Source organism: Burkholderia alba, assembly GCF_034721475.1.
GTDB lineage: Bacteria > Pseudomonadota > Gammaproteobacteria > Burkholderiales > Burkholderiaceae > Burkholderia > Burkholderia alba.
In genome coordinates this window covers 165112-191175 of the sequence record NZ_JAWJWL010000005.1, presented here as the reverse complement: position 1 = coordinate 191175, position 26064 = coordinate 165112, and the positions used below count along the sequence as shown (strand labels likewise).

Below are 26064 nucleotides of genomic sequence, written 5' to 3'. Positions count from 1 at the left end.
ATGCGATCCGCCACGTGTCGTGGGCCGACCGCTACCGTGTCTGTCGCACGCGTCGCACCCATTCCACCCATTCCACCCATTCCACCCAGCGTATTCCGTTCGCGATCCGCCCGGCGCGGCGCGTTCCCCGCCGCCCGGCATGCGTCGGGTTGTCAGGCGGATCCGGCCGTGCGGCGCGGCTTCCCGGCGGCCGGGACGCGCCAATGCCTGCCGGCGCGAGGCCGCGCCCGTCGGCGTATCCGCGCGCGCCGGAGCGCCGCCGCCCGGCACTCGACGCGGCCCGGCTTCATTCGAGGTTGTCCGGCTCGCCGGGGGATGCGCGCGCCGCTTCGCCTGCGAGCAGCGTGCGGGTGAAGTCCGCCAGGCGCGCGCGGATCGCATCGGCGGAGCCGGTCCGGTCGAACGATTGCTGCAGGTCGAGCAGGCTGGCGGCCAGCTCGTTCTGCCATTGGGTGCGTTCGCTCGCCGCATGCGCGCGATGCGATTTCAGCGTTGCGGAGACGGTGGCCGAGCGGTCGCCGCGCACCAGCGTCTCGAGCGTTTCGACCAGGCGTTGCAGCAGGCGATGCACGGCTGTCGCGGAGAATCCGCCGAGCATCGCGAGCGCGGGCTTGCCGAAGCTATGCATGCTGCCCTGATCGAACAGATCCGGCGGCAGCATCTCGACGAGGATCAGGCCCGCCATCACGCCGAGGATCAGCCGCGCGCCGTAGGAGGCGTCGTATTTCGGATCGTAGGTCGACGCGGCGATATAGCGGTGCGCCTGGAACAGCGTGGCGAACGATGCGCCGAGACCCGCGCAGAACAGCAGGAACAGCGAGTTCCACAACAGCAGCGTGCCGTGCGAATCGAGAAAGCCGCGATCGATATTGTCGGACGAAACCTCCGACGACAAGCCGGTCGCGATCACGGCGACGAGGAACCCGATCGCCGCGACGGTCAGCATCCGGATCAACGGCACCGGGCCGAGCCAGGCGAGCGGATGCGCGCTGCGATGCTGCGCGTCGAGCAGCGTGACGGCTTGCGGGGTCGCGGGCGCGATGGTCGCGGCCAGCTTGCGGTGAATCGACGCGAGCGCGTGCTGGGGGTTGCCCGCGACGCCGCGCGGCCAGGGCGGGGCCGCGCGCATGCCCAGGTTCGCGTCGTCGATCAGCGCGCTCAGTTGCGCAATGATCTCGGGCGCGACCGGCAGCCCGTGATGCAGCGCGTAGCGGGCCATCGCGTCGCATTCGTCGCGCAGCTGCGCGCGCAGCGCGCCCGACGCAACGGCGTCGGGCGCAACGGCGCGCGGCCGGAATGCCAGCCGGAACCGCGGCGCCGGCACGGTCAGAGGCCCTGCCCGTGAGGCGGCGCAGCCGTCTCCGACCCGGCCGTCGTGCCGCCCGGCGCGGGCGTGCCGTCATCCACGCTGAACTCGTGAATGGCCACGCACTCCCGCGCGCCTTCCGGCAGGAACTGCATGGCCTGGGCTACCGGCACGCCGCGACGGGTCCGGGCCTCATGGTCGATCTCGAACACGGAGATGCGCCGGTTCGCGCGCCCGTCGTTGTGCACGGTGTAGCGCAGCGATGCCGGCAGCGGGAATCGCTCGACCTGGTCGTCGACGCCGTACGACAGCACGAAGTCGATGACGTAACGGGGATCGCGCAGGTTCGGCGCCTTGAAATCGTGCCCGGGCTCGTGATGGCTGCCCATCAGCTTGTAGAAATCGAGGCAGATGTCGATGCCGAACGGCGGGACGCCGCCGAGCCGGTTGTCGAAGCCGTCGGTCAGCAGCGGCACGGACCCGTCCTCATGCTGCGACGTGTTGCTTTGCGGCGCGAGGTCGGCATGCCGCTTGACTTCGACGCGGGTTCCGTCGCCCAGGCCGAACGTCCAGGTCAGCTCCGTTTCCCGGAGGAAATAGCCGTAATCGATCCGCGACGTATGGCGCTTGAACGCGACCACGCTCCGGGGCAGTCCTTCGTCGAGCCCGTACTCCTGGATCGGCGAGATGAAATTGCTGACTGCGTAGACGTAGTTCATCGATTCGAACAGCGGCGGCGCCTCGAGCGGCTCCCGCGACGGGTGCCGTGCCTCGAACGGATCGCGGATGTCGTCGGGCGAGGTTTCGAACAGTACCGCCGAGGTGCCGGGCAGGAACACGATGCGGCCGAACTGCGCCGGATCGAAACGCGCGGCGATCTCGCTGATGCAGCGGCGTACCGGATCCGTCTGCAGCGCGTACAGCTTGCGAAGCTCCGCCACGTCGCGAATGCATGTCCACGGCACGTTCCAGTAAAACTCCGGCGCGGTGACGAAGGTCAGCACGTCGCGCGGCGGCTCGCCGGCGCCGGGTACTTGCGCGATCGCGTCGAAGGCCGCGGCGACGCATTGCTTCATGAGCCTTTTCAGCTTCTTCTGCAGACTCGCCGCGTAGACCTCGATACTTTCGTGGTCCTCGCGCGGCGGCTTCGCGCCGCAGTCCAGCCGAATGGAGATGATGCGAACCGGGGTTTTCATGTGGGACTCCAGGGCAATGAGCGGGCACGGCGCGCGGCAAGGCCGGCGGTGTCCCGCGAACGGGTTGTCAGGTCGAGGTGATGTCGGTGATCCAGAACCACGGGTTGGCGTAGGGGCCGTCGGCCTGTTTCGGCAGGGTCCGGCCGGGATTGCTCGGCGGCGTCGCGAGCGCCCAGACTTCGTAGTGGATCGGCGAGAAATACAACTTCGCGCCCACGTAGTCGAACGCGATGCGCGCGCGGTTGCCGCCGCGGAACATGTCGTTGGTGCCGGCCGTGTATTCGACGTAGCCGGTGGTCGCGACGCCGCCGCCCCGGTCGTTCGAATGGCCCTTGTTCGCGCACACATAGCGCTCGTACAGCCTCGCGCGATCCGACAGCGCGGCGAGGTAGTTCGGCTTGTCGGGGCGATTGGCGTAGGCGAAGCGCGGCAGGTACATCGGATCGTTCGCGTGGATCTGCCGCATCGCGCCGAGCGCGTCGTCGTTGATGCAGGTCGCGCGGCCGCGATCGACGACGCGCGGCGACGACGACAGCTCCGACATCAGCGCGCGCAGCGCCTGCGGCGCCTCGAGATCGGCGAAGCGGATCGCGTACATCCTCAGGATCGGGCCGCTGCGGTCGGTCGCGACGGAGGTCGCGCCGCCCGCGTTGAGGATCAGGTTCTGCACGAAATCCTCCCAGCGCAGCGTCCCGTTGAATTGCGATTGCGTGAGCATGATGGTCTCCCCGGCAGGACGAGCGGCGCTCAGATGCCGATGCCGTGGCCCGCCCACGCGGTGAAGCGCGCCTGGTGGCCGGCGGCCGCGGGGTTGTAGATCGCGCCGTTGTCGAGCGCGGCCGCGATCGCCTGTTCGGTGGCGGCGAAGCGGATCGCTTCGGAGAGGGCGACGATGAATCGCGTGAGCGCATCGGCGACCACGCCGTTCACCGCGATCGGCACGGGGCCGTTGAAGTTGCTCAGCAGCATCGCCGACGCCGCGAGATTCACGCCGGACAGGCCGGGCAGCGGCGCGACCGCGTAACCGAGGCTGCCGTACGAGCCGCTGCGGCCCAGATCCACCGCGCCGGCCATGACCGGCGGGACGTTGAAGCCGAATCCGCCGTGGGCGTTGGTGAAACCGATCGTGTAGAGCGACGCGGGCGGCGCGGCCAGCGAGCCGTTGGCCTCGTACGCCAGGTTCAGGATCAGCGAGAGTCCGTAGCCGGGCGGCGGGTTCGGGATCTGGACGGGAACCGGCAGATGGTTCGCGAGCGTGCCGTTGGCGCGTACCGCGTTGCGCAGGGCGGCGATGTCGGCGCTGTAGGCCTGACCTTGAGTGAGTCGCAGTGACATGATGGATGGCTTCCTGGAAAGTGACCCGGCCGCGCCGGGAATCGCCTGGGTCCCGGCCGCGCGGTGCGAGACGCGCGACCGTCGGGTGGCGATGTCACTGTGCGAGGCGCGCGCGCGGCGAACAATCCGGCAGAAGTCATGGGCGATGCGATGACGGAAGACCCGGGACAGAGGCGCGTGCGGGGAGGCGGGTGGAGGAAGGGCGCGGCGCGGGGCGGCGAACGCGGCGCGCGAGCCGGGGCTTCCCGCGAATGGGGGGCCCGGACGTATGTCCGGTGATCAGCGGGCCAGGTGCGCCGGCGAGCGTCGCGTCCGGCGATCAGTCGGCGAGGTCTGTCGGCGCGTGCCGGGTCCAACGGTACAACGCGTCGGGGCAGTGCTCCTCGTTCTCGCTGCCGTCGCCGTATCCGATCGCGACGAAGCCATGCCGTTCGTAGAAGGCGATGGCGGCGAGGTTCGGCTGGAACGTGTAGAGCTGCAGCATGCCGGGGGTTTGCGACTTCACGTGATTCAGCAGCGCGGTGCCGATACCGCGGCGTTTGCGCGATGGACAAACGTAGAGCTGATCGAGCCAGACGACGCCGTCGGCCGACGTGTGCGCGCTCATGCCGAGCAGTTGCCGATCCTCCGTCGCGACGGTGACGCCGCCGGACGGGATCAGCACGTTCGCGATCCACGCCCGGACGCCGGCTTCCGGATGGGCGAGCGGCGCATAGGCGGCGAGTTCGGCGCGCGCGCGGAGGTACAGGTCGGCCAGCGGGACGGCGTCGGACGGCACGGCGGGGCGCAGGTGCAGGGGCATGGTGTGGCGGGCAATGGATTGCGGGGCCCGGTCGGGCGACGCCGATGGTTCGCTATCCGGATGCATCGAGCCGTCGGTTGCGCATTTTCGCCGAAATCGAGCGCATTGCCGAGCGTTGCGCCGGATGCCGCGCGGGTACGCGAATATCGCCGGGCCGGGCGTCGGGGTCGCGCTCGATATCGTCGACGCGGTTCCGCCTCTAGCGGGAATGCCGATAACGCCGGCGCGTTTTGTGAAAGGCGCGGCGCGCTCGCGTCGCTATAATGCTTTCCCTCTCGGCCGGGGACGACGCCGTGCTGTCCCGCCAGGCGGCGGATGTCCCGTCCATCCTTTTCCCATACGCCGAATGCCGAAGCGCCGCTCGTGCGTCGCCGCGGCGCGCCATCGCACCCGTTCATCCGAGATCAAATGAGTTTGCTGCTGATCATCCTGCTGCTCGCGGCCACGTTCGCATGCATTGCCCTGAAACGACGCCGCGCCGTCCGCTGGCTACACGTCACATGGATCGCGCTGATCGTCGCGATCGGCTGCGGCCCCCTCCCGGGCGGGTTGCTCGGCCGGCTGCAGTCGGCCTACGCGGTCAACCCGCCGGTCAACTGGGGGAAACGCAACGCCATCATCGTATTGGGCGCGGGAACCGAGCGCATACCCGGCGGCCGCGAGATCGAGCCGGGGCTGTTTGCCTATGGGCGGCTCGTCGAGGCCGCCGTGCTCTACCGGCAATGCCGGCAGGCGCAGGCGTATTGCAAGCTGGTCGTGAGCGGCGGCGACCCCGCCGGCAACGGAGTCACGGAAGCTCAGGTGTATCGCGGCGTGCTGATCCGGCTCGGTGTCGAGACCGCCGATATCCTGCTCGAACCCGAGAGCCGGAACACATGGCAAAACGCGCAATTCGTGCGCGGCGTCGTGACGGCACTGAACCCGGAGCGCGTGCTGATCGTGTCGTCGGCCGTTCATCTGCGGCGGAGCATGCTGTACTTCAATCACTTCGGCATCGATGCGACGCCGATGCGGGCCGATTATCTGCGCGGCAAGCTGTCCGTGCTGCCGCTCTCGTACAACTTCGCGATGACGGATCTCGCGCTGCACGAATATGCCGGCATCGCCCGATACCATCTCTACAACGCACTGGGCCTGAATCCGCCCAGGGTTCGCGTGCCGCCGTCCCGTTGAGACCGGGTACGGCATGGAGCAGCCCGTGCGCGTGCCGATCGACCGGATCGTCGCGCGCTTGCAGCGGCTCCGCGATGCAAGCGCGCGACGTCGAGCAGCGCGTCAGGGAGACCATGCAGCGGATCGCGTTCGACCGGCTGGCGGTCGATGCGCCGGCGGCGGGGGGCGCAGTGCGGAGGCGCGGGGCGCGGACGGCGGCCTTCGCCGCGCCCGCATCCGCCGCCGAATCCTCGCCGCGCGCCCTTCACAGCGTCCCGTTCCCATGCACGTCAGAATTCACGCCGGTGGCCGCGAGCGCTTCATGCAGCGTGTCGAACACGTTCGACGCGCCGACGATTCGCGTGATGCCGTGCCGGTCCATGTCGGCATGCAGGTAGCGGTTCACGCGCCCGAAGATCACGTCGATGCGGCGGGCCTGCAGGCCGCTGACCAGATCGGCCAGGGTGCGCGCGGCGGAATAGTCGAGCGCGGTGATCGCGCCGGCGTCGACGACGAGCCAGCGCGGCGTCTCGGGCGCGGTGTCGACGAGTTCGGTCACTTCCGCGCTGAACAGGTGATCGTTGGCGAAGAACAGATCCGCGCCGAAACGGTAGACGATCAGGCCGGGCGCCGTCATCGCGCCCGGCCGGGTCGGCATGGGCTGCCAGCGCTTCGTGGCGTGGCCGGGCTCCAGCACCATCGTGTGGGGCCGGTAGCTGTGCCGCACGTGCCGCATCAGCGACAGCGCCACCGCGAGCAGGATGCCGTGCTCGACGCCCACCGCCACGACGGCGGCGGCCGTCACCAGCGCCAGCGTGAATTCGCCCGGGCTTTCGCGGCGGATGGCCGTCAGCGCCTGCACGTTGATCAGCCCGAGCGCGATCGTGAAGACGATGCTCGCCAGTACGCAATGCGGCAGGTATTGCAGGTCGCCGCTGAAAAACAGCAGCACCACGGCGACCACCGCGGCGAACGCGAGCTGCCCGATCTGGCTGCGCGTGCCCGCGCCTTCGGCCATCGCCGTCTGCGTCGGGCTGCCGTTGACCACGAACGTGCCGCTGAACGCGGCCGCCGCGTTCGCGGCGGCCAGCCCGAGGATGTCGGCGTTGGTATCGATTTCCTCGCCGTACTTCTGCGCGAACACGCGCGCCGCCGCCGCGCTTTGCGCGATGATCATCACGAAACACGAGGCCGCGACCGGCACGAGGTCGAGGCACTGCTGCCACGTGACGGACGGAAAGCGCAGCGGCGGCAGGCCGCCCGCGACCGGCCCCAGCACCGCGATGCCGTGCGCGGCGAAGTCGAACGCCCGGCTGGCCGCGATGCTGCCGACCACGGCGACGAGCGGCACCGGCACGCGCGGCAGCCAGCGCTTCGCCGCGAGAATCGCGACGACCACCAGCGCGGTCAGCGCGAGCGTCGCCGGATGCACGCGCGCGAGGTGTCCGGCGACGTAGCCCAGTTGCGCGACGCTGCGCGACGACGGGACCGGCACGGTCATGCCGAGCATGTCGCCGGCCATCGCGATCGACACCTGCACGCCGACCCCCGCCAGAAAACCGACCAGCACCGTGCGCGACAGGAAGTCGGCGAGAAAGCCCAGCTTGAAGAGACGGGCGAGCAGCAGCATCGCCGCCGTCAGCAGCGCGACCATGCCGGCGAGCGTCACGTATTCGGCGCTGGCCGCCGGCGCCATCGACGACAGCTGGCTGGCGAAGATGGTGGCGGTGGCGGAGTCGGCGGCCACCACCAGATGACGCGATGCGCCGAATAGCGCGAACGCGACGATCGGCAGGAACGCGGTGTACAGGCCCGTCACCGCCGGCATGCCGGCGATGCGGGCGTAGCCGAGCACCTGCGGGATGTCCATCGAGGCGAGCGAGACGCCGGCGAGCGTGTCGCGCAGCGCCGCGGCGCGATTGACGGGGAGGATGCCTTTCAGGAAACCCGGGCGTGCCCCGGGTTCTCCAGTTGATTCGTGCATGCGCGATACCGTGTGTGTGCGAGGCGATCCGCGCATCGTGCCCCGAGCGGGCGCGGGATGGCAAGGCTTGCGTGTTGGCCGTCGGTCATGCGTGCGCGCGGCGCAGCGCTTGGCCGAGGCAGTCCGCGAGCAACGCCGCGTACCGCCCGTCCGGGTCGATGTCCGGATCGAAGACCGTGACGTTCAACCCGACGCACTGCGCGGCGGCGGCGAGCGACGCGACCGCCTGCCCCAGCTGGTCGAAGTCGAGGCCGGGCGAGCCGGGGCTGTCGACGGCGGGCATCAGGCGCTGGTCGAGCACGTCGACGTCGACATGGAGCCAGAAGGGGCCGTCCATTCGCGCGAGCGTCTGCTCGATGGCGGCGTCGATGCCGTGCTCCAGAATCCAGAAGATGTCGAGTTGCCGGATGGCCGTGCGATGGATGTCCGCGAACGCGTAGTCCGGATCGCGGCATTCGCGTTCGCCCAGCTGGACGACACGCGCGTCCGCCACCAGCGGCGCATCGAGTTCGTCCCACTGCGTCAGCACGGCTTCGCCGCGTCCGGTGGCGAGCGCCAGATCCATGCCCGCGACGCCGCTGACGACCGACGCGGCGTCGTAGTTGCCCGGATGACGGAAATCGCTGTGACCGTCGATGTGTACGAGCCCGAGCGGCGCGATCCGCCGGGCGCCCGCGAGGCAGCCGAGCAGGATCGAGCAGTCGCCGCCGATCGCCACCGGGAAGCAGCCGTCTTTCAGTTGCGCCTCGACGTGGCCGGCCAGCGCCTCGCAGAACGCGCGGATGCCGGCGGCGTTGCGGATCAGCGTATCGCCCCGTACGTCGAAGGCGTAGTCCGGACGCGGCATCGCGATGGTGCGCACCGGCGCGAGCGCGGCGTCGAGGCCGGCGCGCGCCAGTGCCCGCGGGGCTCGCCAGGTGCCGGGCGGGTGATCCTCGCGCGGCGGCCGCAGGCCGAGGTGGCAGGGCGCGTGAATCATCGCGATGCGTCGTGGCGCGGGCGCGGGGACGGTCATCTGATACACCTCGTGGGGGCGGGGGCGACTACGGAGAGCGCGATGCGCCAGTGTATCCGCATCCGCGCCGCCGGGTATGGCGCACCGGCCGTCGCGCGCGGGGCGTCCGGCGGCGTGGCCGGAACGGCGCCGCCGTGCCGTTCGACCCGATGGCGCCTCGCGCGGGCGCCCGTGCGCCGGAAGAAAATCGCTTCGCCGTCCGGCCGGCGCAGCGGCGCTTGGCGGGGGCCGCCTCGCCGACGTGTAAACTGCTGACTTTTTTGATTCCGGCGGTATGGTGCAAGCTCCACAGGGCGCGGCGCTCAGCGGCCCGACGCTGATTCGCTTATTGGCCCGCCTGACGGACCTCGACGTTCCCGAATCCGGACAGTCGCTGTCGGACCGGTTGAGCCAGTGGCTCGGCTGGACCGACGCCATTGCGCTGTCGTCGGCGCTGAACGGCAATCCCCCCGCGGCCCCCTCCGGCGCGCGCGGCTTCGGCAGCGCCGAGGAGGACGAGTGCGCGCGCGTGCGCGCGTCGCTCGCGAAGGCGATTGCGGGCGAGCGCGCGTTCGCGGCCTCCGGGCGGCGCGCGCACGCGCCTGCGCGTCCCGGCGATGCGCCGATGGACGTGCCGGCCGACTACCCGACGCTGCGTCAGCGTTATCTGTCGCTCCAGCAGACGATGGACACCGATATCGGCCTCCTGCGCGGACGGCTGCGGAACATGCTGGTCGCCCGGGGCGCCGAGCAGACCCGGCTCGCGGTGGTGGATGCCGTCATGGAGCGGGTATTGGGCGCGCGCGAGCGCACCTTGCTGTCCGCCGTGCCGGAGATGCTCGGCGGACACTTCGAGCGGCTTCGCCAGGCGGAACAGAAGGCGCTGGCCGATGCCGAGGCGTCGGGGGACGCCGCGCCGATCGCGCCCGGCGCATGGCTCGACGCGTTTCGCAGCGATGCGCGCAGCGTGCTGCTCGCCGAACTGGACATTCGTTTACAACCGGTCGAAGGGCTGCTCGCGGCCCTTCGAGCCCGCTAACTGAGACACACCATGTCCAGATACTTCATTCACGTCGTTGTCTTCCTGGCCGGCCTGGCCGCCGTATGCTGGATCGGCGCCGGCTATCTCGGCTCGAACCCGCTGGCGTTGCTGGTCACCCTGCTGATCGGCGCCTGCTATGCGGCGGGCGCGTTCGAACTGCGGCGCTATCAGCAGGCCACGTCGACGCTCGCGGGGGCGGTCGCGGGCCTGTCCGGGCCGCCGCCGAGCCTCGGTGCGTGGCTGGAGCCGCTGGACGGCAGCCTGCGCAACGCGGTGCGCCTGCGCGTGGAAGGCGAACGCGTGGCCCTGCCGGGGCCGGCGCTGACGCCGTATCTGGTCGGCTTGCTGGTGTTGCTCGGCATGCTGGGCACGCTGCTGGGCATGGTCGCGACGCTGCGCGGCACCGGCATCGCGCTTGATAGCGCGACCGACCTGCAGGCGATCCGCACGTCGCTGGCCGCGCCGGTCAGAGGGCTGGGCTTCGCGTTCGGCACGTCGATCGCGGGCGTGGCCACGTCCGCGATGCTGGGGCTGCTGTCCGCGTTGTGCCGGCGCGAACGGCTCGACGCGGCGCAACGGCTCGACGTGAAGATCGCGACGCATCTGCGCGTCTACTCGCGGGCTCACCAGCGCGACGAGACCTTCGCGCTGCTGCGGCGGCAGGCCGACGTGATGCCCGCGCTGGTCGACCGGCTGCAGGCGATGATGACGAGCCTGGAGCAGCAGCACCACGCATTGAACGAACGGCAGCTCGCGAGCCAGCATCTCTTCCACGACAAGGCCGAGGCGGCCTATACCCGCTTCGAGCAGCTGAGCCTCGCGTTGAGCGAGCGGCAGCTGGCAAGCGAGCGGCTTTTCCACGACAAGGCGGAAGCCGCCCACGTTCGTTTCGAGCAGCAGAGCCAGGCCCTGGGCGAGCGGCAGTTGGCGAGCCAGGCCCTCTTCCACGGCAAGGCGGAAGCCGCCTACGTGCGCTTCGAGCAGCAGAATCACGCGCTGGGCGAACGGCAACTGGCGAGCCAGACTCTCTTCCACGACAAGACCGAAGCGCTCTACACCGGTCTGGCCGCATCCGTCGAGCAGACGCTGAAGGAGAGCGTGGCCGACAGCGCGCGCACCGTGAGCGCGACGCTGCAGCCGGTGGTGGAGGCCACGATGGCCGGGCTCGCCCGCGAGACGGCCGGGCTGCATGGCGCCGTCACGCAGGCCGTGCAGCGGCAGCTGGACGGCCTGACGAGCGGCTTCGACGCCACGGCCGCGACCGTCGCGGAGCTTTGCAAACAGGCGCTGACGGCGCACCGGCACGCGAGCGACGCGCTGACCGGCCACTTGCGTGCGTCGCTGGATCGATGCGCGGACACGTTCGAGCAGCGCGCGGCCGGCCTGGTGGAGGGCGTCGCCGCGCGTCTGGAAGGCGCGACGGGCCGCGTTTCGGACGCGTGGAACGACGTGCTGTCGCGACAGGAGGCGGTCAACGAGAAGCTGGCGGCCCGCAACCAGCACGCGCTGACGGAGGCCGCGGCGAGTTTCGGGCAGCATTCGGCGGCGCTGCTGCGCGACGTGAGCCAGTCGCATGCGCAGGGGCAGGCGGAAGCGGCGTCGCGCGACCAGCAGCGGCTGGCCGCGTGGACCGACACGCTCGGCGCGATGGCCGCGACGCTGCGCGAGGAGTGGGCGCAGGCGAGCGCGTGCGCCGCAAGCAGCCAGCAGGAGATCTGCGACGTGCTCGCGCGGACCGCGCACGACATCTCGGCGCAGACGCAGGCTCATGCCGACGCCAGCGAAGCCCTCGCGGCCCGTAGCCTGCAAGGGTTGACGCAAGCCTCGGCGAGTTTCGAGCAGCATTCGGCGGCGCTGCTGCGCAGCGTCGGCCAGTCGCAGGCGGACGGGCTGGCGGAAGCGGCGTCGCGCGACCAGCAGCGGCTGGCGGCGTGGACCGATACGCTCGGCGCGATGGCCGCGGCGCTGCGCGAGGAGTGGGCGCAGGCGAGCGCGCAGGCCGCGAGCCGCCAGCAGGAGGTCTGCGATACGCTCGCGCGGACCGCGCGCGACATCTCCGCGCAAACGCAGGCGCACGCCGGCGAGACGATCGCCGAGATCGCCCGGCTCGTGGCCGCCGCGTCCGAGGCGCCGCGAGCCGCGGCCGAGATCGTCGCCGAACTGCGCCAGAAGCTCTCCGACAGCATGGTGCGCGACACCGCGATGCTGGAGGAGCGCAGCCGTCTGCTGGCCACGCTGGAGACGCTGCTCGACGCGGTGAATCATGCGTCCACCGAGCAGCGCGCGGCGGTCGACGCGCTGGTGGGCACGTCGGCGGATCTGCTCGATCGCGTCGCGACCCGCTTCACCGATCACATCGAGGCGGAAACCGGCCGCCTGGGCGCGGTTGCCGCGCAGGTCACCGGCAGCGCCGTCGAGGTGGCGAGCCTGGGCGACGCGTTCGGCGCGGCCGTGCAAGTGTTCGGCGAATCGAACGACAAGCTGGTGGCGCACCTGCAGCGCATCGAAGCCGCGCTCGACAAATCGCTCGCGCGCAGCGACGAACAGCTCGCCTACTACGTCGCGCAGGCCCGCGAGGTCGTCGACCTGAGCGTGCTGTCGCAGAAGCAGATCGTCGATGATCTGCAGCAGCTCGCCGGCCGGCGGGCATCGGCCGGAGCCGAAGCCGCATGAGCGACGAAATCGACGGCGGCGTGGAGCCGACCGCGCCGATCTGGGCCGCGTTCGGCGACCTGATGTCGGTGCTGCTCGGCGCGTTCGTGCTGATCCTGGTGGGTGTCGTCGGCGTGCAGCTCGAACTGTCGAGCCGGCTGGATCGGGAGGTCCGGCAGCGGCAGCTCGAATCGCAGCGCCGCAAGACGCTGGAGCAGGCACTGGCGGCGCCGCTGGCGGCGGGCCGGGTGACGCTGGTCAACGGACGCATCGGCATCAACGGCAGCGTGTTGTTCGCGCTGAACTCCGACCAGCTGCAGCCCGAGGGGCACGATGTGCTGAAAAGCCTCGCCGGACCGCTGGCCGACTATCTGAAGAGCCGCGACGAGATCCTGATGGTGAGCGGCTTCACCGACGACCGGCAGGTGCGTGACGGGAATCGCCGCTTCGCGGACAACTGGGAGCTGTCGGCGCAGCGCGCGCTTACCGTGACCCGCACGCTGATCGACGACGGCGTGCCCGCCCCGCGGGTTTTCGCGGCCGCGTTCGGGGCCGAACAGCCGGTGGGCTCGAATGCGGACGAAGCGGGGCGTGCGCGGAACCGCCGCGTGGAGATCGCGCCGATGCCGCGCTCGTCGGCCGCGACGGCGAAGTCCCATGACTAGCGGCGCGCCGAGCGTTCGCGCGACGCTCGAGGCGTGGCGCGCCCAGGGCGCGGACCGGCTGAACCCGGTCCGTTTCCGCTTGATCGACGCGCTGGCGCAGCGCGCGGCGCGCCATGACGGCGCGGCGCGGCAGCGGCTGGACGCGCGGCTGGCGGAACTGCTCGACGCTTATGCGGGCGATCTGGAAAAACAGGCGGCCGAAGGCGGCGATGCGGGCGGTGCGCCGGTACCGCCCGAACCCGCGCGCGGCGCGCTCGGCGAGTTGGTCGACCATGTCGCCGCGCGCGGGTTCGCGCGGGACGGCGAACGCGGGGCAGCCGACGGCCTGCTTCGCGCCGCCGCGTATCCGGAGTTGCCGGCGCTCGATCATTTTCGGGAAATCTGGTCGAGGGTGAGTGCCGACAAGCAGTTGCGCCAGTCGATGGAGCAGGTGCCGGCGAATGCCGGTCCGCTCAATTCGAGCAGTCTCGTGCATCGGTCGCTGTCGTTGATGCGCGCGTTGTCTCCAGGCTATTTCCAGCAATTCCTGTCGTATGTCGATGCGCTATCGTGGCTGGAGCGGATGAACGGGGGCGCGGCGGCGGGCAAGGAGGCACCGCGTGCCGGGAGTACCCGGAAAGGGGCGCGGGGCGCATCGCGCTAGCCCTGGTTCGGGCCATCGAAGACACTCGGCGATCGATGCAACGTCGATCAAGCGATGAAGATCGCATCGGGTCGGCCGACGCGCGAGCCGATGCGGCGGACCGCGCTTCAAGCGGCGGAACGGCGGCTCGGCCGTGCAACGCATCCGCGCATCTCCCGATGTGCCGCGAGGCGGGACGACGGATCCTACTCGTCGGCTTCCATCGAGCTGATTGGGGCGAATGCGCCGAGGCGCGTTTTTTTGCATGAACCGCATGTCTCTATACTGTCCGGGCTCGTCAATTCTTGCGGGAGACAGACATGCAGACTCTGGTACTGATGTCGCAGGCGGCATTCGAGCGGTATCTCGGCCACGCCGTGACTGCTTATGCGGAAGAAAATATTCGCTCCGGAGAATGGCCGGCGGCCGATGCGATGGATCTCTCACGCAAGCAGTTCGCGAGATTGCTTCCGGACGGGATTGCGACACCGGATCACTATCTCCTCGAGATTCACGTGCCGGACGCCGGTTCCGAAGTCGGTGTGCTGTGGCTGGCCGTCGAGCATCAGGCGGGGCGGCGCCGTGGATTTGTCTACGATGTTTGCGTGTATCCGCAATACCGACGACGAGGTTATGCAACGCTGGCTTTTCAGGCGCTGGAAGGTTTTGCCGGCAATCTGAATCTGTCGGCTATCGAGCTGCACGTCTTTGCGCATAACTCGGGTGCTCAAGCGTTGTATGAAGGGCTGGGCTATCGCGCGACGGACATCAGAATGCGAAAATCCCTGGCTGATGAATGACCGCGGAAAGCGGGGCATGAGGCGCGCGTAGCCGCCGACGCCCTGTCGGAAAGAATACGGACTACGGCGTGGCGAACGCTTCATCCATCCGTATGGGATGCTTGTCGTCGATCAGGCGGATCGTCCACGCCGCGCCGCTCATGCGCCCACCGCTCACGACGACGCCAACCGGGGCGTTCCCTCGATCCGTGACCTATCGACCAACGTGCGGTGCGCGAATGCTGCGGGTGCACACCGGATAGCCGCGGCATGCACCCGACCGCCGGCGCGCAACGGCCGCCGGGCCTGCGCGGCTCGCTCCGGACGCCGCGACATCGCGATCCTGTTTCCCCGGTGACGAGCGATCTTCGATTCGACGAATTGAATTCCGCGCCCGCGAATTCACGCGCTCAACACACTTTCGTTGTTGACGCATGGATTTTGAGTTTCTACGATCTCGCCCAGACTGCGCCGATCAGCCAAGGCGCAGTAATGAAAATGTCATTTATTTAGTGATTTTAACTAAATGAGTTGCATTTTACGAAACGGATTGTCGTTAATCTGAAAGGCGAATGGATAAAAATGAAAGATAAGAATTTCATGAAGAGAGCCGGGCGTGGCCGACAAGCCCGGGCGATGGGAGGGACGATGCTGGCGCTGGGCATGCTCGCGCTGGCAGGATGCGGCGGCGACGGCACGAGCACGACGCCACCGCCGCCCGATCAGCCTTATGCCGACAATGTCGCTTACTCCCCGAACGCCGGCGACAGCCTGCCCGCGTCGCAGGTCTCGGAAAACGCCGCCGTGATGCATCACACGTGGTCTTCCGGCGGCACCACCGTCAACTACACCACCACCACCGGGCATTTGACCGCCTCCGATCCGAGCGGCAACGCGGAGGCGACGATGTCCTACGTCGCGTACACCGCGCCGAGCGCGGACGGCTCGCCTCGCCCCGTCACGTTCATCTACAACGGCGGGCCGGGCTCTTCGTCGATATGGCTGCGGCTCGGCTCGTTCGCGCCCACGCGCGTCGCGACACCCGATCCGCTGATGACGGGCTGGCCGAACTTCCCGCTGGTCGACAACCAGGAAAGCCTGATCGCCACCACCGATCTGGTCTACGTCGATCCGCCCGGCACCGGCCTGTCCGAAGCGATCCAGCCGAACACGAACAAGACGTTCTGGGGCTCGGATCCCGACGTGCAGGTGATGCGCGACTTCGTTCGCCGCTACCTGAGCGTGAACAGCCGCGCCAGCTCGCCGATCTACCTGTACGGCGAATCGTACGGCACGCCGCGCACGGACATGCTCGCGCTGTCGCTCGAATCGGCGGGCGTCAATCTGACCGGTATCGTGTTGCAATCGTCGATCCTCAACTACATGGCGTCCAACGGCGATCAGGCCGCCGGATCGCTGCCGTCGTACGCGCAGGTCGCGGCGTACTTCAACCAGGTGTCGCCGTCGCCGACGAATCTCGGCGCGTATGCGCAGCAGATGCAGAGCTTCACGACCGCGCAGTACGCGCAGATCGTTCAGTACTCGACGGCGTCCGCGCCGACCTCGCCGGATGCGAACACGCTCGCCGCGTGGTCCGCGCAGACGAACATGACGACGGCTTCGCTGAGCGCGTTCTTCCAGTACTTCTACGACACCGAGGCCTCGCCCGGCCAGACGACGCTCGTGCCCGGCTATACGATCGGCCGCTACGACGGCCGCGTGTCGCTGCCGAACAGCGATCCGCGTCTCGCGAGCGACAACGATCCGTCGGACATCCTGATCACGCAGCCGTTCACGACGGCGCTCGCGTCGCAGATGCCGGCTTATCTCGGCTACACCGCGCCGAATGCGACGTATCAGACGTTGAACAACTCGATCATCGGCGTGTGGAATTTCAGCCACGGCGGCCAGGCGTCCCCGGATACGATTCCGGATCTGCTGGCCGCGCTGCAGCTGAATCCGAAGCTGAGGGTGCTGTCGTTGAACGGCTATCACGATCTCGCGACGCCGTACTTCGAAACCGAAAAGGAACTCGCGCGGCTGCAGACGGTGCCGGGTCTTAACCCGAGCCTGCAGATGACGTTCTACCAGGGCGGACACATGATCTATCTGGACGACGTGGCCCGGCCGGCGATGCGGGACGATCTCGTGTCCTATTATCAAAGCAAGCCGATCGCGACCGCGCTGTCGCTCGCGCAGTTGCCGTCGCCGTGGCCGGACGAAAAGCCGGCCGGCACGCCGACGGCGCTCGCGGCCGCCCGCTGATCCGACACCGCAGCACGGCGCCGCCGCGCGCGGCCCGTGCGCTTCATTACTTCGATACGAGAAACGTCATGTCCAAGATCCTGTCACTGCGGCGCATCACGCCCTTGTTGATCCTGGCCGCGGTCGCGAGCAGCGCGTGCGCTGCGTCGCAGCAAGCCGTGGCACCCGCGACACCGCCGATGGGCGGCGGCGTCGACGGCCCGTTCTTCCCGCACAAGGCCATCGCCGCACCCGCTTCGGCCACCACGGGCGCCGATCTGCAGCAGCAGGCCCAAAGCCGGCTCGCCGCCAGCCTCGGCGCGAACAGCACGCTGGCGAACGGCGGCGCGATCACGAAGGCCGATGCGCAAGCGAGCGGCCTCGGTTTCGTCGCGCAGCACTTCGACGCCATCGATACCGCGCATGCCGGCAAGGTCACGCTCAAGCAGGTACAGCAATTCATTCAGCAGCAGCAATGAGGTGAGCGGGCGGGTTCTCCGGAGCCCGCCCGCGAACGGCCGCGCCGGGATCGAGGGACGTCGCGACGGAACCCTCGGCGCAAGAAGACGGCGGTGCGGCGAAGGCGCCGTCATTCGACCCCGGCGGCAAGTCGACCCGCTTCGCGCGATGGCCGGCGATTCGACCGACGCGGTACCGCCTCGAGCGGCGGCGCCCGGCCCCGAAGCGAAGCGCGATCCGTCCGTCTTCATCGCATCGCATCGCACTCGCGCATCCGCATCGACCGCGCGTTTTCCGACGCCTCAGACGATCTCCCCGATACACGCATCGAATTGCCGCACCAGCAGATCGACATCCGCCTCGGCTGTCTGCGGGCACGCCAGCATCATGTTGTGGAACGGCGTGATCGATACCCCGCGATTCAGCAGATAGAGATGCACGACCTGCTCCAGTTCGCCGTCGAGCTGCGCGCCGGCGATCGTGCCGTTGCGCGGCGGGGCGGGCGCGAACTGGAACTCGGTGCGCGCGCCGATCCGCGTCACGCACCACGGCAGCCGATGCCGGGCGATAGTCTGTTCGAGACCGGCGGCAAGACGCGCCGACAGCGCGAACATGTGCGCGTACGCGGCGTCCGTCATCACGTCCGCGAGCGTGGCGCGCATCGCGTGCATCGCCAGCATGTTCGCGGTGAGCGTCGTGCCGATGCCGGAATGCCCGGGCGGCGCGCTGGCCTTTGCGTGCCGCGCGCGCTCCGCGAACTCGGCGCTGAAACCGTAGACGGCGCACGGCATGCCGCCGGCGATCGGTTTGCCCAGCACCAGCAGGTCCGGTTCGAGCCCGTGCGCGACCGCATAGCCGCCCGGGCCGCTGCTGATCGTGTGGGTTTCGTCGAGAACGAGCAGCGTGCCGTGGCGGCGCGCCAGCGCCTGTGCGTCGCGCCAGTAGCCCGGCTCGGGCAGCACCATGCCGATGTTCGTCATCGCCGGCTCGGCGAGCACGCAGGCGACGTCGCCTTCCTTCAGCGCGGCTTCGAGCGCGTCGAGATCGTTGAACTCGACGACGCGGGTATGGGCGAGCAGATCGTGCGCCTGGCCGAGCAGGCTGTCGCGCTGCACCGGCCGGCCGTCGACGAGATCGACGAACACGTCGTCGACCGTGCCGTGATAGCAGCCGTTGAACACGACGATCCGCGTGCGTCCGGTGACCGCGCGCGCCCAGCGCAGCACGAAGCGGTTCGCGTCGCTCGCGCTCAGCGCGAACTGCCAGTACGGCAGCCGGAACCGCCGCGCCAGTTCCGCGGCGACCCACGCGGCGTCCTCGCTCGGCAGCATCGTGGTGTAGCCGCGCGTCGACTGTCGCGCAAGGGCGCGGGCGACCGGGGCGGGGGCGTGCCCGAACATCGCGCCGGTATCGCCGAGACAGAAGTCCGCGTAGCAATGGCCATCGACGTCGGTGAAATGGGCACCGTGCGCGTGATCGACATAGAGCGGGAACGGCGTCGACCAATCCTGCATCCAGTGCAGCGGCACGCCGAACAGCAGATGCCGCGCGGCGTCGGCGGACAGCGCGCGCGATTTGGGCATGGCCTGCCCGAACGCGTCGCGCTCGCGCTTAAACAGGGCGCGGGCGCGCACCGGATCGATTCCGTGACGAGTAGCCAAGCGTGACTCCTGAAGGACGACAGTCACAAAAGCTTCGCATATCCGGCCGTCTCGGTCGACCCTCGCGGGCGCGGCGGACGGCTCGTGCCCGACACCGGTCGTTCTTGCGCGATTCAGAGGAATAGGCAGCAAACAGCGAGAATCGGGTATTCGCTACGCGGGCCGCCGATCGCATAATCGGCTCCAACGCATCGGGCCGCGCGGGGCGCTGTTCCGCAAGGCCGTGCGCTCGTTTGCGCGAGCGCGCCGCTCTGGAACGGCGCGCCGGCGCGCGGCGAAACCTTTGCGATGGAGTCGAGACTCATGCGTTACAGAAAATTCGGCAATACCGGTCTGTTCGTCTCGGAGCTGTGCCTCGGCACGATGACGTTCGGCGGAGAGGGCGCGATCTGGAGCCAGATCGGCAACGTGCAGCAGGCGGACGCGGAGCGGCTGGTCGGCAGCGCGCTGGATGCGGGCATCAATTTCATCGACACCGCCGACGTGTACTCGGAAGGCCGCTCGGAGATCATCACCGGTCAGGCGCTCAAGAACCTGAAGGTTCCGCGCGAGAACGTCGTGGTCGCGACCAAGGTGTTCGGCGAAACCGGCCTGCGGTCCGCCAATTCGCGGGGCCTGTCGCGCTACCACATCATGGACGGGATCAAGGCGAGCCTCGCGCGGCTGCAGCTCGATCACATCGATCTCTACCAGGTGCACGGCTTCGACACGGCGACGCCGATCGAAGAGACGCTGGCCGCGCTCGATACGCTGGTGCAGCAAGGACACGTGCGCTATATCGGCGTATCGAACTGGGCCGCGTGGCAAATCATGAAGGCGCTCGGCATCGCCGAGCGGCGCGGCTTCGCGCGCTTCGAATCGCTGCAGGCGTACTACACGATCGCCGGCCGCGACCTCGAGCGCGAACTGGTGCCGATGCTGCAGAGCGAACGGGTCGGGCTGCTGGTGTGGAGCCCGCTCGCGGGCGGGCTGCTGAGCGGCAAGTACGGCCGGGACGGCGCGACCGACACGGGTGCGCGGCGGACCACGTTCGATTTTCCGCCGGTCGATCTCGATCGCGCCTATGGCGTGATCGATGCGATGCGGACGATCGCCGAACCGCGCGGCGTGTCGGTCGCGCAGATCGCGCTCGCCTGGCTGCTGCATCAGGAGGTGGTGACGAGCGTGATCATCGGCGCGAAGCGTCCCGAGCAGCTCGCGGACAATATCGCCGCGACCGCCGTGCAACTGACCGGCGACGAACTGGCCGCGCTGAATGCGGTCAGCGCGCTGCCGGCCGAGTATCCCGCCTGGATGCTCGCGCGGCAAGGCGAGTATCGGCGCAAGCAACTTCAGGAGCCGGGGCAAGGGTAAGCCGGCGTGGCGGACCGGGATGCGCGGCCGGTCCGCCGCGTGCGCGCATCCGGCGGGTTGCCCGGGTGCATGGCTTCGCGCGATCGACGAACAGGCCCGGTGCCGGATTGCGCGCGGCGATGCCAGTCAGGACCCGCCGCGACTTCGTGACGCGCGGTCCCGCGCCGGCCGTCGAACGGGAAAGCTTCGCATCATGCGCCGATTTTAACGACCGGCCGGGGCGGCAGGCAGGCCCGGACAATGTCGCCGTCGCGGCGGCGCCCGGCGGGATGCCGCCGATCGAGCGCCGGCGCGCGGGTTGATCCGCACGGCAAATCCGGCGGGATCTCACCCCATGCGTGACGTCGGCGCATGCCCGGTTTGCAGCGAGGCACCTCGGTACCCATGCGGCTGAACGTGCCGGCGGCCGTTCTCGTGCCGCTCCCGAACCGGTCGTCGCGAGCGCGTCGCCGGCGAACCCCCCCCACGCCGGGTTCGACGATCTCGGTTGCATCGGCAACCAACCAACCTGCCTGTCTCGCCGGCCGCCGTCGGCATCGCGACGCCAAGGCCGCCGTGCTTGCAGCGAAACCGGAAGCGCATCCGCATGGCCGATGTGCTTGACGCCCGGCAATGTCGCGTTGCCCGGTGCCTCTTCCAAAAAGACGCGCGCCAAGGATCCGTTCACCGAGCTTGGCGTGCCGCGCCCCCCATGCGCCGACGGCTTGCTCGGCGGCGTACCCGCTGCATCGAAATCCTGCACCGCGCGCGCCCGTAGCGGGCGCTGTCATTCCGTGATTCGCCCTCGGTGCGCATCGACCTGCTGGGCCGGTTCGGCGGGCATCCGCGTGCCCGTGCCACCTTCGCGTCGAGCGTCGCCGAGCGTGTGTCCCGGCCACCCGTCGAAAGGAGCCATCGCGGCGTCTAGACCGCGATGGCTCGCTGTTCTGCCGTGTCCAATGCCGTCGCGGCATGCGGTGCCGACGCGCCGGATTCCGCCTGTCCGGCGCGACGCGCCCTGACCGCCTGTGCCAGCTGAGCAAGCGTGTCGAGGGTCGTGCCGATCGACAGACAGCCGTCGGTAATGCTTTGCCCGTAAACAAGAACGCCGTCGGCGGCGAGATTCTGACGGCCTTCCACCAGATTCGATTCGATCATCACGCCGGCGATGCCATGCGATCCGCTCGCGATCTGCGCGCCGATGTTCGCGCACACGCCGACCTGATTGCGGTACTGCCGCGATGCGTTCGCATGACTCGCATCGATCACGAGCCGCTCGCGCAAATTCGCGGCGCGCAGCCGGTCGAGCGCATCGGCGATGCTTGCCGCGTCGTAGTTGGGCTCCCGTCCGCCGCGCAGTACGACGTGACCGAGCGCGTTGCCCCGAGATGACGCGATATGCACGCGTCCGTCCGCGTTGATCGATACGAACCGGTGAGCGTGCGCCGCCGCGCGGATGGCGTCGATCGCGATCTGGGCGTTGCCGTCGGTGCCGTTCTTGAAGCCCATCGGCATCGGCAAGTTCGACGCGATCTCACGATGGATCTGCGATTCGGTCGTCCGCGCACCGATCGCGCCCCACGCGATGAGATCCGCAAGGTAGGCCGACGAATAGGGATCGAGGAATTCGGTGGCAGCGGGGACGCCGAGCGAATTGACGTCGAGAAGCAGTGCGCGCGCGATGCGGATGCCTTGATCGATTCGATGGCTCCCGTCCAGATGGGGATCGTTGATCAAGCCCTTCCATCCCACGGTGGTGCGCGGCTTCTCGAAGTAGACACGCATGACGATTTCCAGGTCGTCGGCGAAAGCATGGCGTGCATCGGCCAGCGCGCGTGCGTAAGCGAGCGCCGCGTGGGTGTCGTGGATCGAGCAGGGTCCGACGATCGCGAGCAGCCGGTCCGATGTGCCGCCGACGATGTCGGCCGCCGCGCGCCGGCCTTGCGCGATGGTGTGCGCCGCGTCAGCGGTGCAGGGCAGTTCGGCGATGACTTCGGCCGGCGACGGGAAGTGCGTCGCGACGGATGCCGTGTGACGAGTATCGATGCGCATCGGACCTGCCTCTCGGGTAGGGACATGAAGTGAGCCGTTTTATAGCAGTGCGCCGATGACGTCGACACTATCAGTTCCGCTAGGTGTGCCGGCCGCCGCGTCCGGAGCGCTTTCGCGCGGGCCTGGGTAGCCGACCTATCAGAGCTGATAGGTCACAGCATCGTCGCGGTCTCGTTTAATACGGCCGGTCTTCGCTAAGTCGAGTCAACGTCGCATCTCAGGAACCGCCGATGAACCAGACACACGACATTCACCCGGCGCCGGACGGCGCCATCAGTGCGTGGTACGAAAAAGCGACGGTGCGCTACACGCCGCGCATCATCGTGCCCGATTACACGAGCGACGCGCTCATCTACCCGACCGCCCTCAGCATCGTTTGCGAGCACCCGCTCGTGGCGGCGCGTGACAAGGAGATCAGGTCGTTCATCCTGACGCAGTCGGCGTACCGTTTCCTCTACGGGGTCGGTCTGCTGGAAACGAAGTTCGTGATCCAGTGCAGTCTCGATCTGGTGCACGACCGTATCTTCGCGATCGACGATGTGAAACGCCTGCAGGCGCTTACCGTCATCATCGACGAGGGCTATCACGCGCACGTGGCGCTCGATTACATCGTGCAGATGCGGGAGAAGAGCGGGATCGCGCCGCTGTCGGTTCCGCAGACGAACCGCAAGCTCGACGCCACGGCGCGCGCATACGCGATGCTGCCGCCCGCGCTCCGAATGGATTTCCAGCTGCTGGCGGTGACGCTCGCGGAAAATGTGCTCACGAACGAGATCGCGACGATGGGTCGAGAAAAGGAGCTGACGAAGTCCTACATCACGCTGATGACCGATCACGTGGCGGACGAGGGTCGGCACTCGAACTATTTCAACGATCTGATGAAGGTGCTCTGGGCGCAGCTCGACGACACGACGCAGACGACGTTCGGGACCTTGCTGCCGGCCTTCCTCGACGACTTCCTCGGCATCGATCCGCATCGCGTATTCGAACGCGAGATGCTGAGCGCGTGCGGCTTCTCGAGCGGCGATCTGCAACGGATTCTCGACGATACGCAGGGCACCTACCTGAGCAATCATGCGACGTTGTCGACCCGGACGAAGACGCGCCTTTTCCGCCTCATGAAGACGTTCGGCATCCTGGATCGCGATGACGTGCGAGGCGCGTTCGCAGCCCACGGCTACCCGTTCCAATAAGGAGACGCGGCCATGTTCAATACCCTGATCGTCGACAACTTCGATTCCTTCACCTACAACCTGTTCCAGTACATGGGCGAGGTCTGCGGCGAGGAGCCGGACGTCGTCCTGAACACGGTCGAACCGGACGAGATCGATCTCGATCGCTACGACTGCATCATCATCTCGCCCGGGCCCGGCCATCCCGAGACCGCCGGCGACGTCGGCGCCAGCGTGGAGGTCATCCAGCGGGCGCGCGTGCCTGTCCTTGGCGTGTGCCTGGGTCATCAGTGCATGGCGCAGATGCACGGCATGGACGTCGTGCATGCCGACGAGCCGGTGCATGGGCGCATCAGCGTTATCCAGCACGACAATCGCGGCGTATTCGCCGGGCTGCCGACCGATCTGTCGGTTGTGCGGTACCACTCGCTGGTAGTCAAGGCGGTGCGCGACCCGTTCGTCGTCACGGCGTGGGGCGCGGGTGGCATGATCCACGGCATCCGTCACCTGAACCGCCCGTTGCACGGCATCCAGTTTCATCCCGAATCGATCTGCACGCAGGCTGGCAAGGCGTTGTTGCGGAACTTCCGCGATATCGCGGTCGCGCATCGTACCGGCCGGGAGGTGCACTGATGCATGCGGATCATCACGCTCTGTCCGCCGCTTCGGCGCCGACGGTCGCGGCATCGGTGTTTCGTGCCGAATGGCGCGCCGTTGACGCCTGTCCCGATCCGCTCGACGTATTCGATGCGCTGTTCGGCAAGAGCCGTAACGCGTTTCTTCTCGAGAGCAGCGTGGTCAGGGACGGCTTTTCGCGATTCTCGTTTGTCGGCGACGCGCACGCACCCGGCGCCGAAGTGCTCCGTTACGACCTGGCGACCCGTTGCGTGGAAGTCGAGACCGACGCCGGCATGTCGTCCGGCATCGCGCCCAGCTTCTTCGATTATCTGGCCGACCGGATCGCCGCCTGTCGCATCGAAGGCGCTCAGGGGCTGCCGTTCGGCTTCGACGGCGGTTATGTCGGTTATCTCGGGTACGAACTGAAGGCCGAGTCGGGCGGCGAAGACGCGCATGCGAGCGATGAACCGGCTGCCGTGTTCATGTTCGCCGGGCGTCTCGTCGCGATCGATCACGTCGCGCGACGGACCTATTTGTTGCACCTGGTGCCCGCGAGCGCCGACGGCGCGCAGGCGGGGCCGTCCACGGCGCAGCGGGATGCGAGCGACTGGCTGGCGGCCGCCGAGCAGGTGGTCGCCCGTCCGGCGGCCGCACCGGCCGCCGCACCGCGCCGTGCACGCATGTCGATCGAAGCGGTCGAGGCATGGATCGCGCGCCACGCGCGCATTCGCCATCCGCGTGCGAGCTATATCGACCGGATTCGCGACGCGCTGAAGGAAATCGTCGACGGCGAAACCTACGAGGTCTGCCTGACGAACACGATCGAATTCGTACCCGATTTCGATCCACTCGAACTCTATCGCGTGTTGCGGCGATGCTCGCCGGCGCCGCACGCGGGGTTCTTCCGGGCGGGCGATCTCCATTTGCTGAGCGCATCCCCGGAGCGCTTCATCAGCGTGAGTCGCGACCGGCGCGTCGAGGCGAAGCCGATCAAGGGCACGCGCCCGCGCGGCGCGACGCCCGACGAGGATCGCCTGCAGGTCGACGATCTGCTCGCCAGCGAAAAGGATCGCGCGGAAAACCTGATGATCGTCGACCTGTTGCGCAACGATCTCGGACGCGTGTGCGAACTCTCGTCGGTCGACGTCCCCAAGCTGTTCGATGTCGAAACCTATTCGCATGTGCACCAGCTCGTCTCGACCATCTCGGGGGCGTTGAAGCCGAACGTGTCGACGCTCGAGTGCGTGCGCGCGGCGTTCCCGGGCGGTTCGATGACGGGCGCGCCGAAGATCCGCACGATGGAGATCATCGATCGGCTCGAAGCGGGGCCGCGCGGCATCTATTCCGGCGCGTTCGGCTGGTTCGGACTATCCGGCGCGTGCGACCTGAACATCGTGATCCGTTCGTTGGCGGTGCTGCCCGGACAGGCGCGTTTCGGGGTCGGCGGCGCGCTGACCGCGCTGTCGGATCCGGAGGATGAGTTCGTCGAAACGATGGTCAAGGCGCGCAATCTGATCGAAGCGATCGAATTTCTGAGGGGGAGCGACGCATGACACGGGACACCATGTTCGAACGATATGTGGTGGTCGGCGCCGCCGGCAGCATGGGCGGCATGATCGCACGCCTGTTGCGGACCGACGGCAAACACGTGGACTGCGTGGACCTGCGCGCGGGCCATGACGCCGCCGGCGTCGACTGGATCGAGACGGATATCCTCGCGCCGAGCCCGGCAGCGATCGATGCCTTGAGGCACGCCGACGCGATCGTGTGTGCGATCTCGCTGGAGCTGCTTGCCGATGCGCTGCCGCGACTGCTGGAATTTGCCGGACCGGACTGCGCGCTGATCGAGACGCTGTCGATCAAGGCGCCGTTTGCCGACCTGCTCGAACGGATGGGCGATGCGCGTACCGATCGGGAAATCGCGGGCATCAATCCGATGTTCTCGGGCGATCTCGATCCGCGCGGGCGTCCGGTCGCGACCGTCGTTTATGGCGGCG

22 protein-coding genes and 1 pseudogene are annotated in these 26064 nt (G+C 68.4%); 14 read left to right on the top strand and 9 right to left on the bottom strand.

Going from position 1 to position 26064, the window contains the following annotated elements:
* Window positions 1-286 precede the first annotated feature (286 nt).
* The 5 genes from RZR99_RS07440 to RZR99_RS07420 form a co-directional block, all read right to left on the bottom strand.
* A complete protein-coding gene (locus RZR99_RS07440) occupies window positions 287-1324 on the bottom strand; it encodes a hypothetical protein (RefSeq protein WP_323119102.1) in 1038 nt (345 codons plus the stop codon).
* A gap of 2 nt (window positions 1325-1326) precedes the next feature.
* A complete protein-coding gene (locus RZR99_RS07435; RefSeq protein WP_323119101.1) occupies window positions 1327-2502 on the bottom strand; it encodes a hypothetical protein in 1176 nt (391 codons plus the stop codon).
* 67 nt (window positions 2503-2569) lie between these two features.
* On the bottom strand, window positions 2570-3220 hold the full coding sequence (locus RZR99_RS07430) for a hypothetical protein (protein WP_323119100.1): 651 nt from the start codon (window positions 3218-3220) through the stop codon (window positions 2570-2572).
* A 29-nt stretch (window positions 3221-3249) separates the two neighbouring features.
* Window positions 3250-3837, bottom strand: a complete 588-nt coding sequence (locus RZR99_RS07425; protein WP_323119099.1) for a ribosome-inactivating family protein — start codon at window positions 3835-3837, stop codon at window positions 3250-3252.
* 319 nt (window positions 3838-4156) lie between these two features.
* On the bottom strand, window positions 4157-4639 hold the full coding sequence (locus RZR99_RS07420) for a GNAT family N-acetyltransferase (RefSeq protein ID WP_323119098.1): 483 nt from the start codon (window positions 4637-4639) through the stop codon (window positions 4157-4159).
* Between the two features lie 408 nt (window positions 4640-5047).
* Between RZR99_RS07420 and RZR99_RS07415 the strand changes: the two genes are divergently transcribed.
* Entirely contained in the window at window positions 5048-5812 is a 765-nt protein-coding gene (locus RZR99_RS07415) for a YdcF family protein (RefSeq protein ID WP_323119097.1), read from the top strand.
* A 244-nt stretch (window positions 5813-6056) separates the two neighbouring features.
* Here RZR99_RS07415 and RZR99_RS07410 read toward each other — a convergent pair whose 3' ends face one another.
* Window positions 6057-7775: a SulP family inorganic anion transporter gene (locus RZR99_RS07410; protein ID WP_323119096.1), complete on the bottom strand. Its 1719-nt coding sequence runs from the start codon at window positions 7773-7775 to the stop codon at window positions 6057-6059.
* Window positions 7776-7860: 85 nt separating this feature from the next.
* Window positions 7861-8790 carry an arginase family protein gene (locus RZR99_RS07405; protein ID WP_323119095.1) on the bottom strand — a complete coding sequence of 310 codons (930 nt, stop codon included), beginning with the start codon at window positions 8788-8790 and terminating at the stop codon, window positions 7861-7863.
* Window positions 8791-9064: 274 nt separating this feature from the next.
* On the opposite strand from RZR99_RS07405, the gene RZR99_RS07400 reads away from it, so the two are divergent.
* The 8 genes from RZR99_RS07400 (at window position 9065) to RZR99_RS07365 (ending at window position 17252) form a co-directional block, all read left to right on the top strand.
* Complete coding sequence (locus tag RZR99_RS07400) at window positions 9065-9808, top strand: DUF3348 domain-containing protein (protein WP_323119094.1); 744 nt, start codon at window positions 9065-9067, stop codon at window positions 9806-9808.
* A gap of 12 nt (window positions 9809-9820) precedes the next feature.
* Window positions 9821-12484: a DUF802 domain-containing protein gene (locus tag RZR99_RS07395; protein WP_323119093.1), complete on the top strand. Its 2664-nt coding sequence runs from the start codon at window positions 9821-9823 to the stop codon at window positions 12482-12484.
* On the top strand, window positions 12481-13128 hold the full coding sequence (locus tag RZR99_RS07390) for an OmpA family protein (protein WP_323119092.1): 648 nt from the start codon (window positions 12481-12483) through the stop codon (window positions 13126-13128). The genes RZR99_RS07395 and RZR99_RS07390 overlap by 4 nt, the downstream gene beginning before the upstream one ends.
* Window positions 13121-13771, top strand: a complete 651-nt coding sequence (locus RZR99_RS07385) for a DUF2894 domain-containing protein (protein WP_323119091.1) — start codon at window positions 13121-13123, stop codon at window positions 13769-13771. The genes RZR99_RS07390 and RZR99_RS07385 overlap by 8 nt, the downstream gene beginning before the upstream one ends.
* A 284-nt stretch (window positions 13772-14055) precedes the next feature.
* Complete coding sequence (locus RZR99_RS07380) at window positions 14056-14550, top strand: GNAT family N-acetyltransferase (RefSeq protein WP_323119090.1); 495 nt, start codon at window positions 14056-14058, stop codon at window positions 14548-14550.
* Window positions 14551-14799: 249 nt separating this feature from the next.
* Window positions 14800-15042 carry a hypothetical protein gene (locus RZR99_RS07375; RefSeq protein WP_323119089.1) on the top strand — a complete coding sequence of 81 codons (243 nt, stop codon included), beginning with the start codon at window positions 14800-14802 and terminating at the stop codon, window positions 15040-15042.
* A 69-nt stretch (window positions 15043-15111) separates the two neighbouring features.
* Window positions 15112-16794: a S10 family serine carboxypeptidase-like protein gene (locus RZR99_RS07370; RefSeq protein ID WP_407655415.1), complete on the top strand. Its 1683-nt coding sequence runs from the start codon at window positions 15112-15114 to the stop codon at window positions 16792-16794.
* 68 nt (window positions 16795-16862) lie between these two features.
* Entirely contained in the window at window positions 16863-17252 is a 390-nt protein-coding gene (locus RZR99_RS07365) for a hypothetical protein (RefSeq protein WP_323119087.1), read from the top strand.
* Between the two features lie 282 nt (window positions 17253-17534).
* Here the strand turns inward: RZR99_RS07365 and RZR99_RS07360 are convergent, their stop codons facing one another.
* Entirely contained in the window at window positions 17535-18893 is a 1359-nt protein-coding gene (locus RZR99_RS07360) for an aspartate aminotransferase family protein (protein ID WP_323119086.1), read from the bottom strand.
* 303 nt (window positions 18894-19196) lie between these two features.
* Between RZR99_RS07360 and RZR99_RS07355 the strand changes: the two genes are divergently transcribed.
* Entirely contained in the window at window positions 19197-20246 is a 1050-nt protein-coding gene (locus RZR99_RS07355) for an aldo/keto reductase (RefSeq protein WP_323119085.1), read from the top strand.
* 903 nt (window positions 20247-21149) lie between these two features.
* On the opposite strand, the gene RZR99_RS07350 is transcribed toward RZR99_RS07355, so the two are convergent.
* The gene (locus RZR99_RS07350) at window positions 21150-22277 is read right to left on the bottom strand and encodes a 3-deoxy-7-phosphoheptulonate synthase (RefSeq protein WP_323119084.1); all 1128 of its coding nucleotides are present in this window, start codon (window positions 22275-22277) and stop codon (window positions 21150-21152) included.
* 230 nt (window positions 22278-22507) lie between these two features.
* On the opposite strand from RZR99_RS07350, the gene RZR99_RS07345 reads away from it, so the two are divergent.
* From RZR99_RS07345 to RZR99_RS07330, 4 genes and pseudogenes are all read left to right on the top strand, one after another.
* Window positions 22508-23470 carry a diiron oxygenase gene (locus tag RZR99_RS07345; protein ID WP_323119083.1) on the top strand — a complete coding sequence of 321 codons (963 nt, stop codon included), beginning with the start codon at window positions 22508-22510 and terminating at the stop codon, window positions 23468-23470.
* A 12-nt stretch (window positions 23471-23482) separates the two neighbouring features.
* On the top strand, window positions 23483-24082 hold the full coding sequence (locus tag RZR99_RS07340) for an anthranilate synthase component II (RefSeq protein WP_323119082.1): 600 nt from the start codon (window positions 23483-23485) through the stop codon (window positions 24080-24082).
* On the top strand, window positions 24082-25620 hold the full coding sequence (gene pabB, locus RZR99_RS07335; RefSeq protein WP_323119081.1) for an aminodeoxychorismate synthase component I: 1539 nt from the start codon (window positions 24082-24084) through the stop codon (window positions 25618-25620). The genes RZR99_RS07340 and pabB overlap by 1 nt, the downstream gene beginning before the upstream one ends.
* A pseudogene (locus tag RZR99_RS07330) lies at window positions 25617-26064 on the top strand (hypothetical protein); the annotation flags it as partial. The gene pabB and the pseudogene RZR99_RS07330, both read left to right, overlap by 4 nt.

Bases quoted from the DNA above. Each gene is read 5' to 3' on its own strand.
- RZR99_RS07355 (WP_323119085.1), top strand. From the start codon at position 19,197: ATGCGTTACAGAAAATTCGGCAATACCGGTCTGTTCGTCTCGGAGCTG.
- RZR99_RS07405 (WP_323119095.1), bottom strand. From the start codon at position 8,790: ATGACCGTCCCCGCGCCCGCGCCACGACGCATCGCGATGATTCACGCG.
- RZR99_RS07400 (WP_323119094.1), top strand. From the start codon at position 9,065: ATGGTGCAAGCTCCACAGGGCGCGGCGCTCAGCGGCCCGACGCTGATT.
- RZR99_RS07415 (WP_323119097.1), top strand. From the start codon at position 5,048: ATGAGTTTGCTGCTGATCATCCTGCTGCTCGCGGCCACGTTCGCATGC.
- RZR99_RS07390 (WP_323119092.1), top strand. From the start codon at position 12,481: ATGAGCGACGAAATCGACGGCGGCGTGGAGCCGACCGCGCCGATCTGG.
- RZR99_RS07395 (WP_323119093.1), top strand. From the start codon at position 9,821: ATGTCCAGATACTTCATTCACGTCGTTGTCTTCCTGGCCGGCCTGGCC.
- RZR99_RS07420 (WP_323119098.1), bottom strand. From the start codon at position 4,639: ATGCCCCTGCACCTGCGCCCCGCCGTGCCGTCCGACGCCGTCCCGCTG.
- RZR99_RS07365 (WP_323119087.1), top strand. From the start codon at position 16,863: ATGTCCAAGATCCTGTCACTGCGGCGCATCACGCCCTTGTTGATCCTG.
- RZR99_RS07385 (WP_323119091.1), top strand. From the start codon at position 13,121: ATGACTAGCGGCGCGCCGAGCGTTCGCGCGACGCTCGAGGCGTGGCGC.
- RZR99_RS07350 (WP_323119084.1), bottom strand. From the start codon at position 22,277: ATGCGCATCGATACTCGTCACACGGCATCCGTCGCGACGCACTTCCCG.
- pabB (WP_323119081.1), top strand. From the start codon at position 24,082: ATGCATGCGGATCATCACGCTCTGTCCGCCGCTTCGGCGCCGACGGTC.
- RZR99_RS07340 (WP_323119082.1), top strand. From the start codon at position 23,483: ATGTTCAATACCCTGATCGTCGACAACTTCGATTCCTTCACCTACAAC.
- RZR99_RS07410 (WP_323119096.1), bottom strand. From the start codon at position 7,775: ATGCACGAATCAACTGGAGAACCCGGGGCACGCCCGGGTTTCCTGAAA.
- RZR99_RS07430 (WP_323119100.1), bottom strand. From the start codon at position 3,220: ATGCTCACGCAATCGCAATTCAACGGGACGCTGCGCTGGGAGGATTTC.
- RZR99_RS07370 (WP_407655415.1), top strand. From the start codon at position 15,112: ATGAAAGATAAGAATTTCATGAAGAGAGCCGGGCGTGGCCGACAAGCC.
- RZR99_RS07425 (WP_323119099.1), bottom strand. From the start codon at position 3,837: ATGTCACTGCGACTCACTCAAGGTCAGGCCTACAGCGCCGACATCGCC.
- RZR99_RS07435 (WP_323119101.1), bottom strand. From the start codon at position 2,502: ATGAAAACCCCGGTTCGCATCATCTCCATTCGGCTGGACTGCGGCGCG.
- RZR99_RS07375 (WP_323119089.1), top strand. From the start codon at position 14,800: ATGCACCCGACCGCCGGCGCGCAACGGCCGCCGGGCCTGCGCGGCTCG.
- RZR99_RS07345 (WP_323119083.1), top strand. From the start codon at position 22,508: ATGAACCAGACACACGACATTCACCCGGCGCCGGACGGCGCCATCAGT.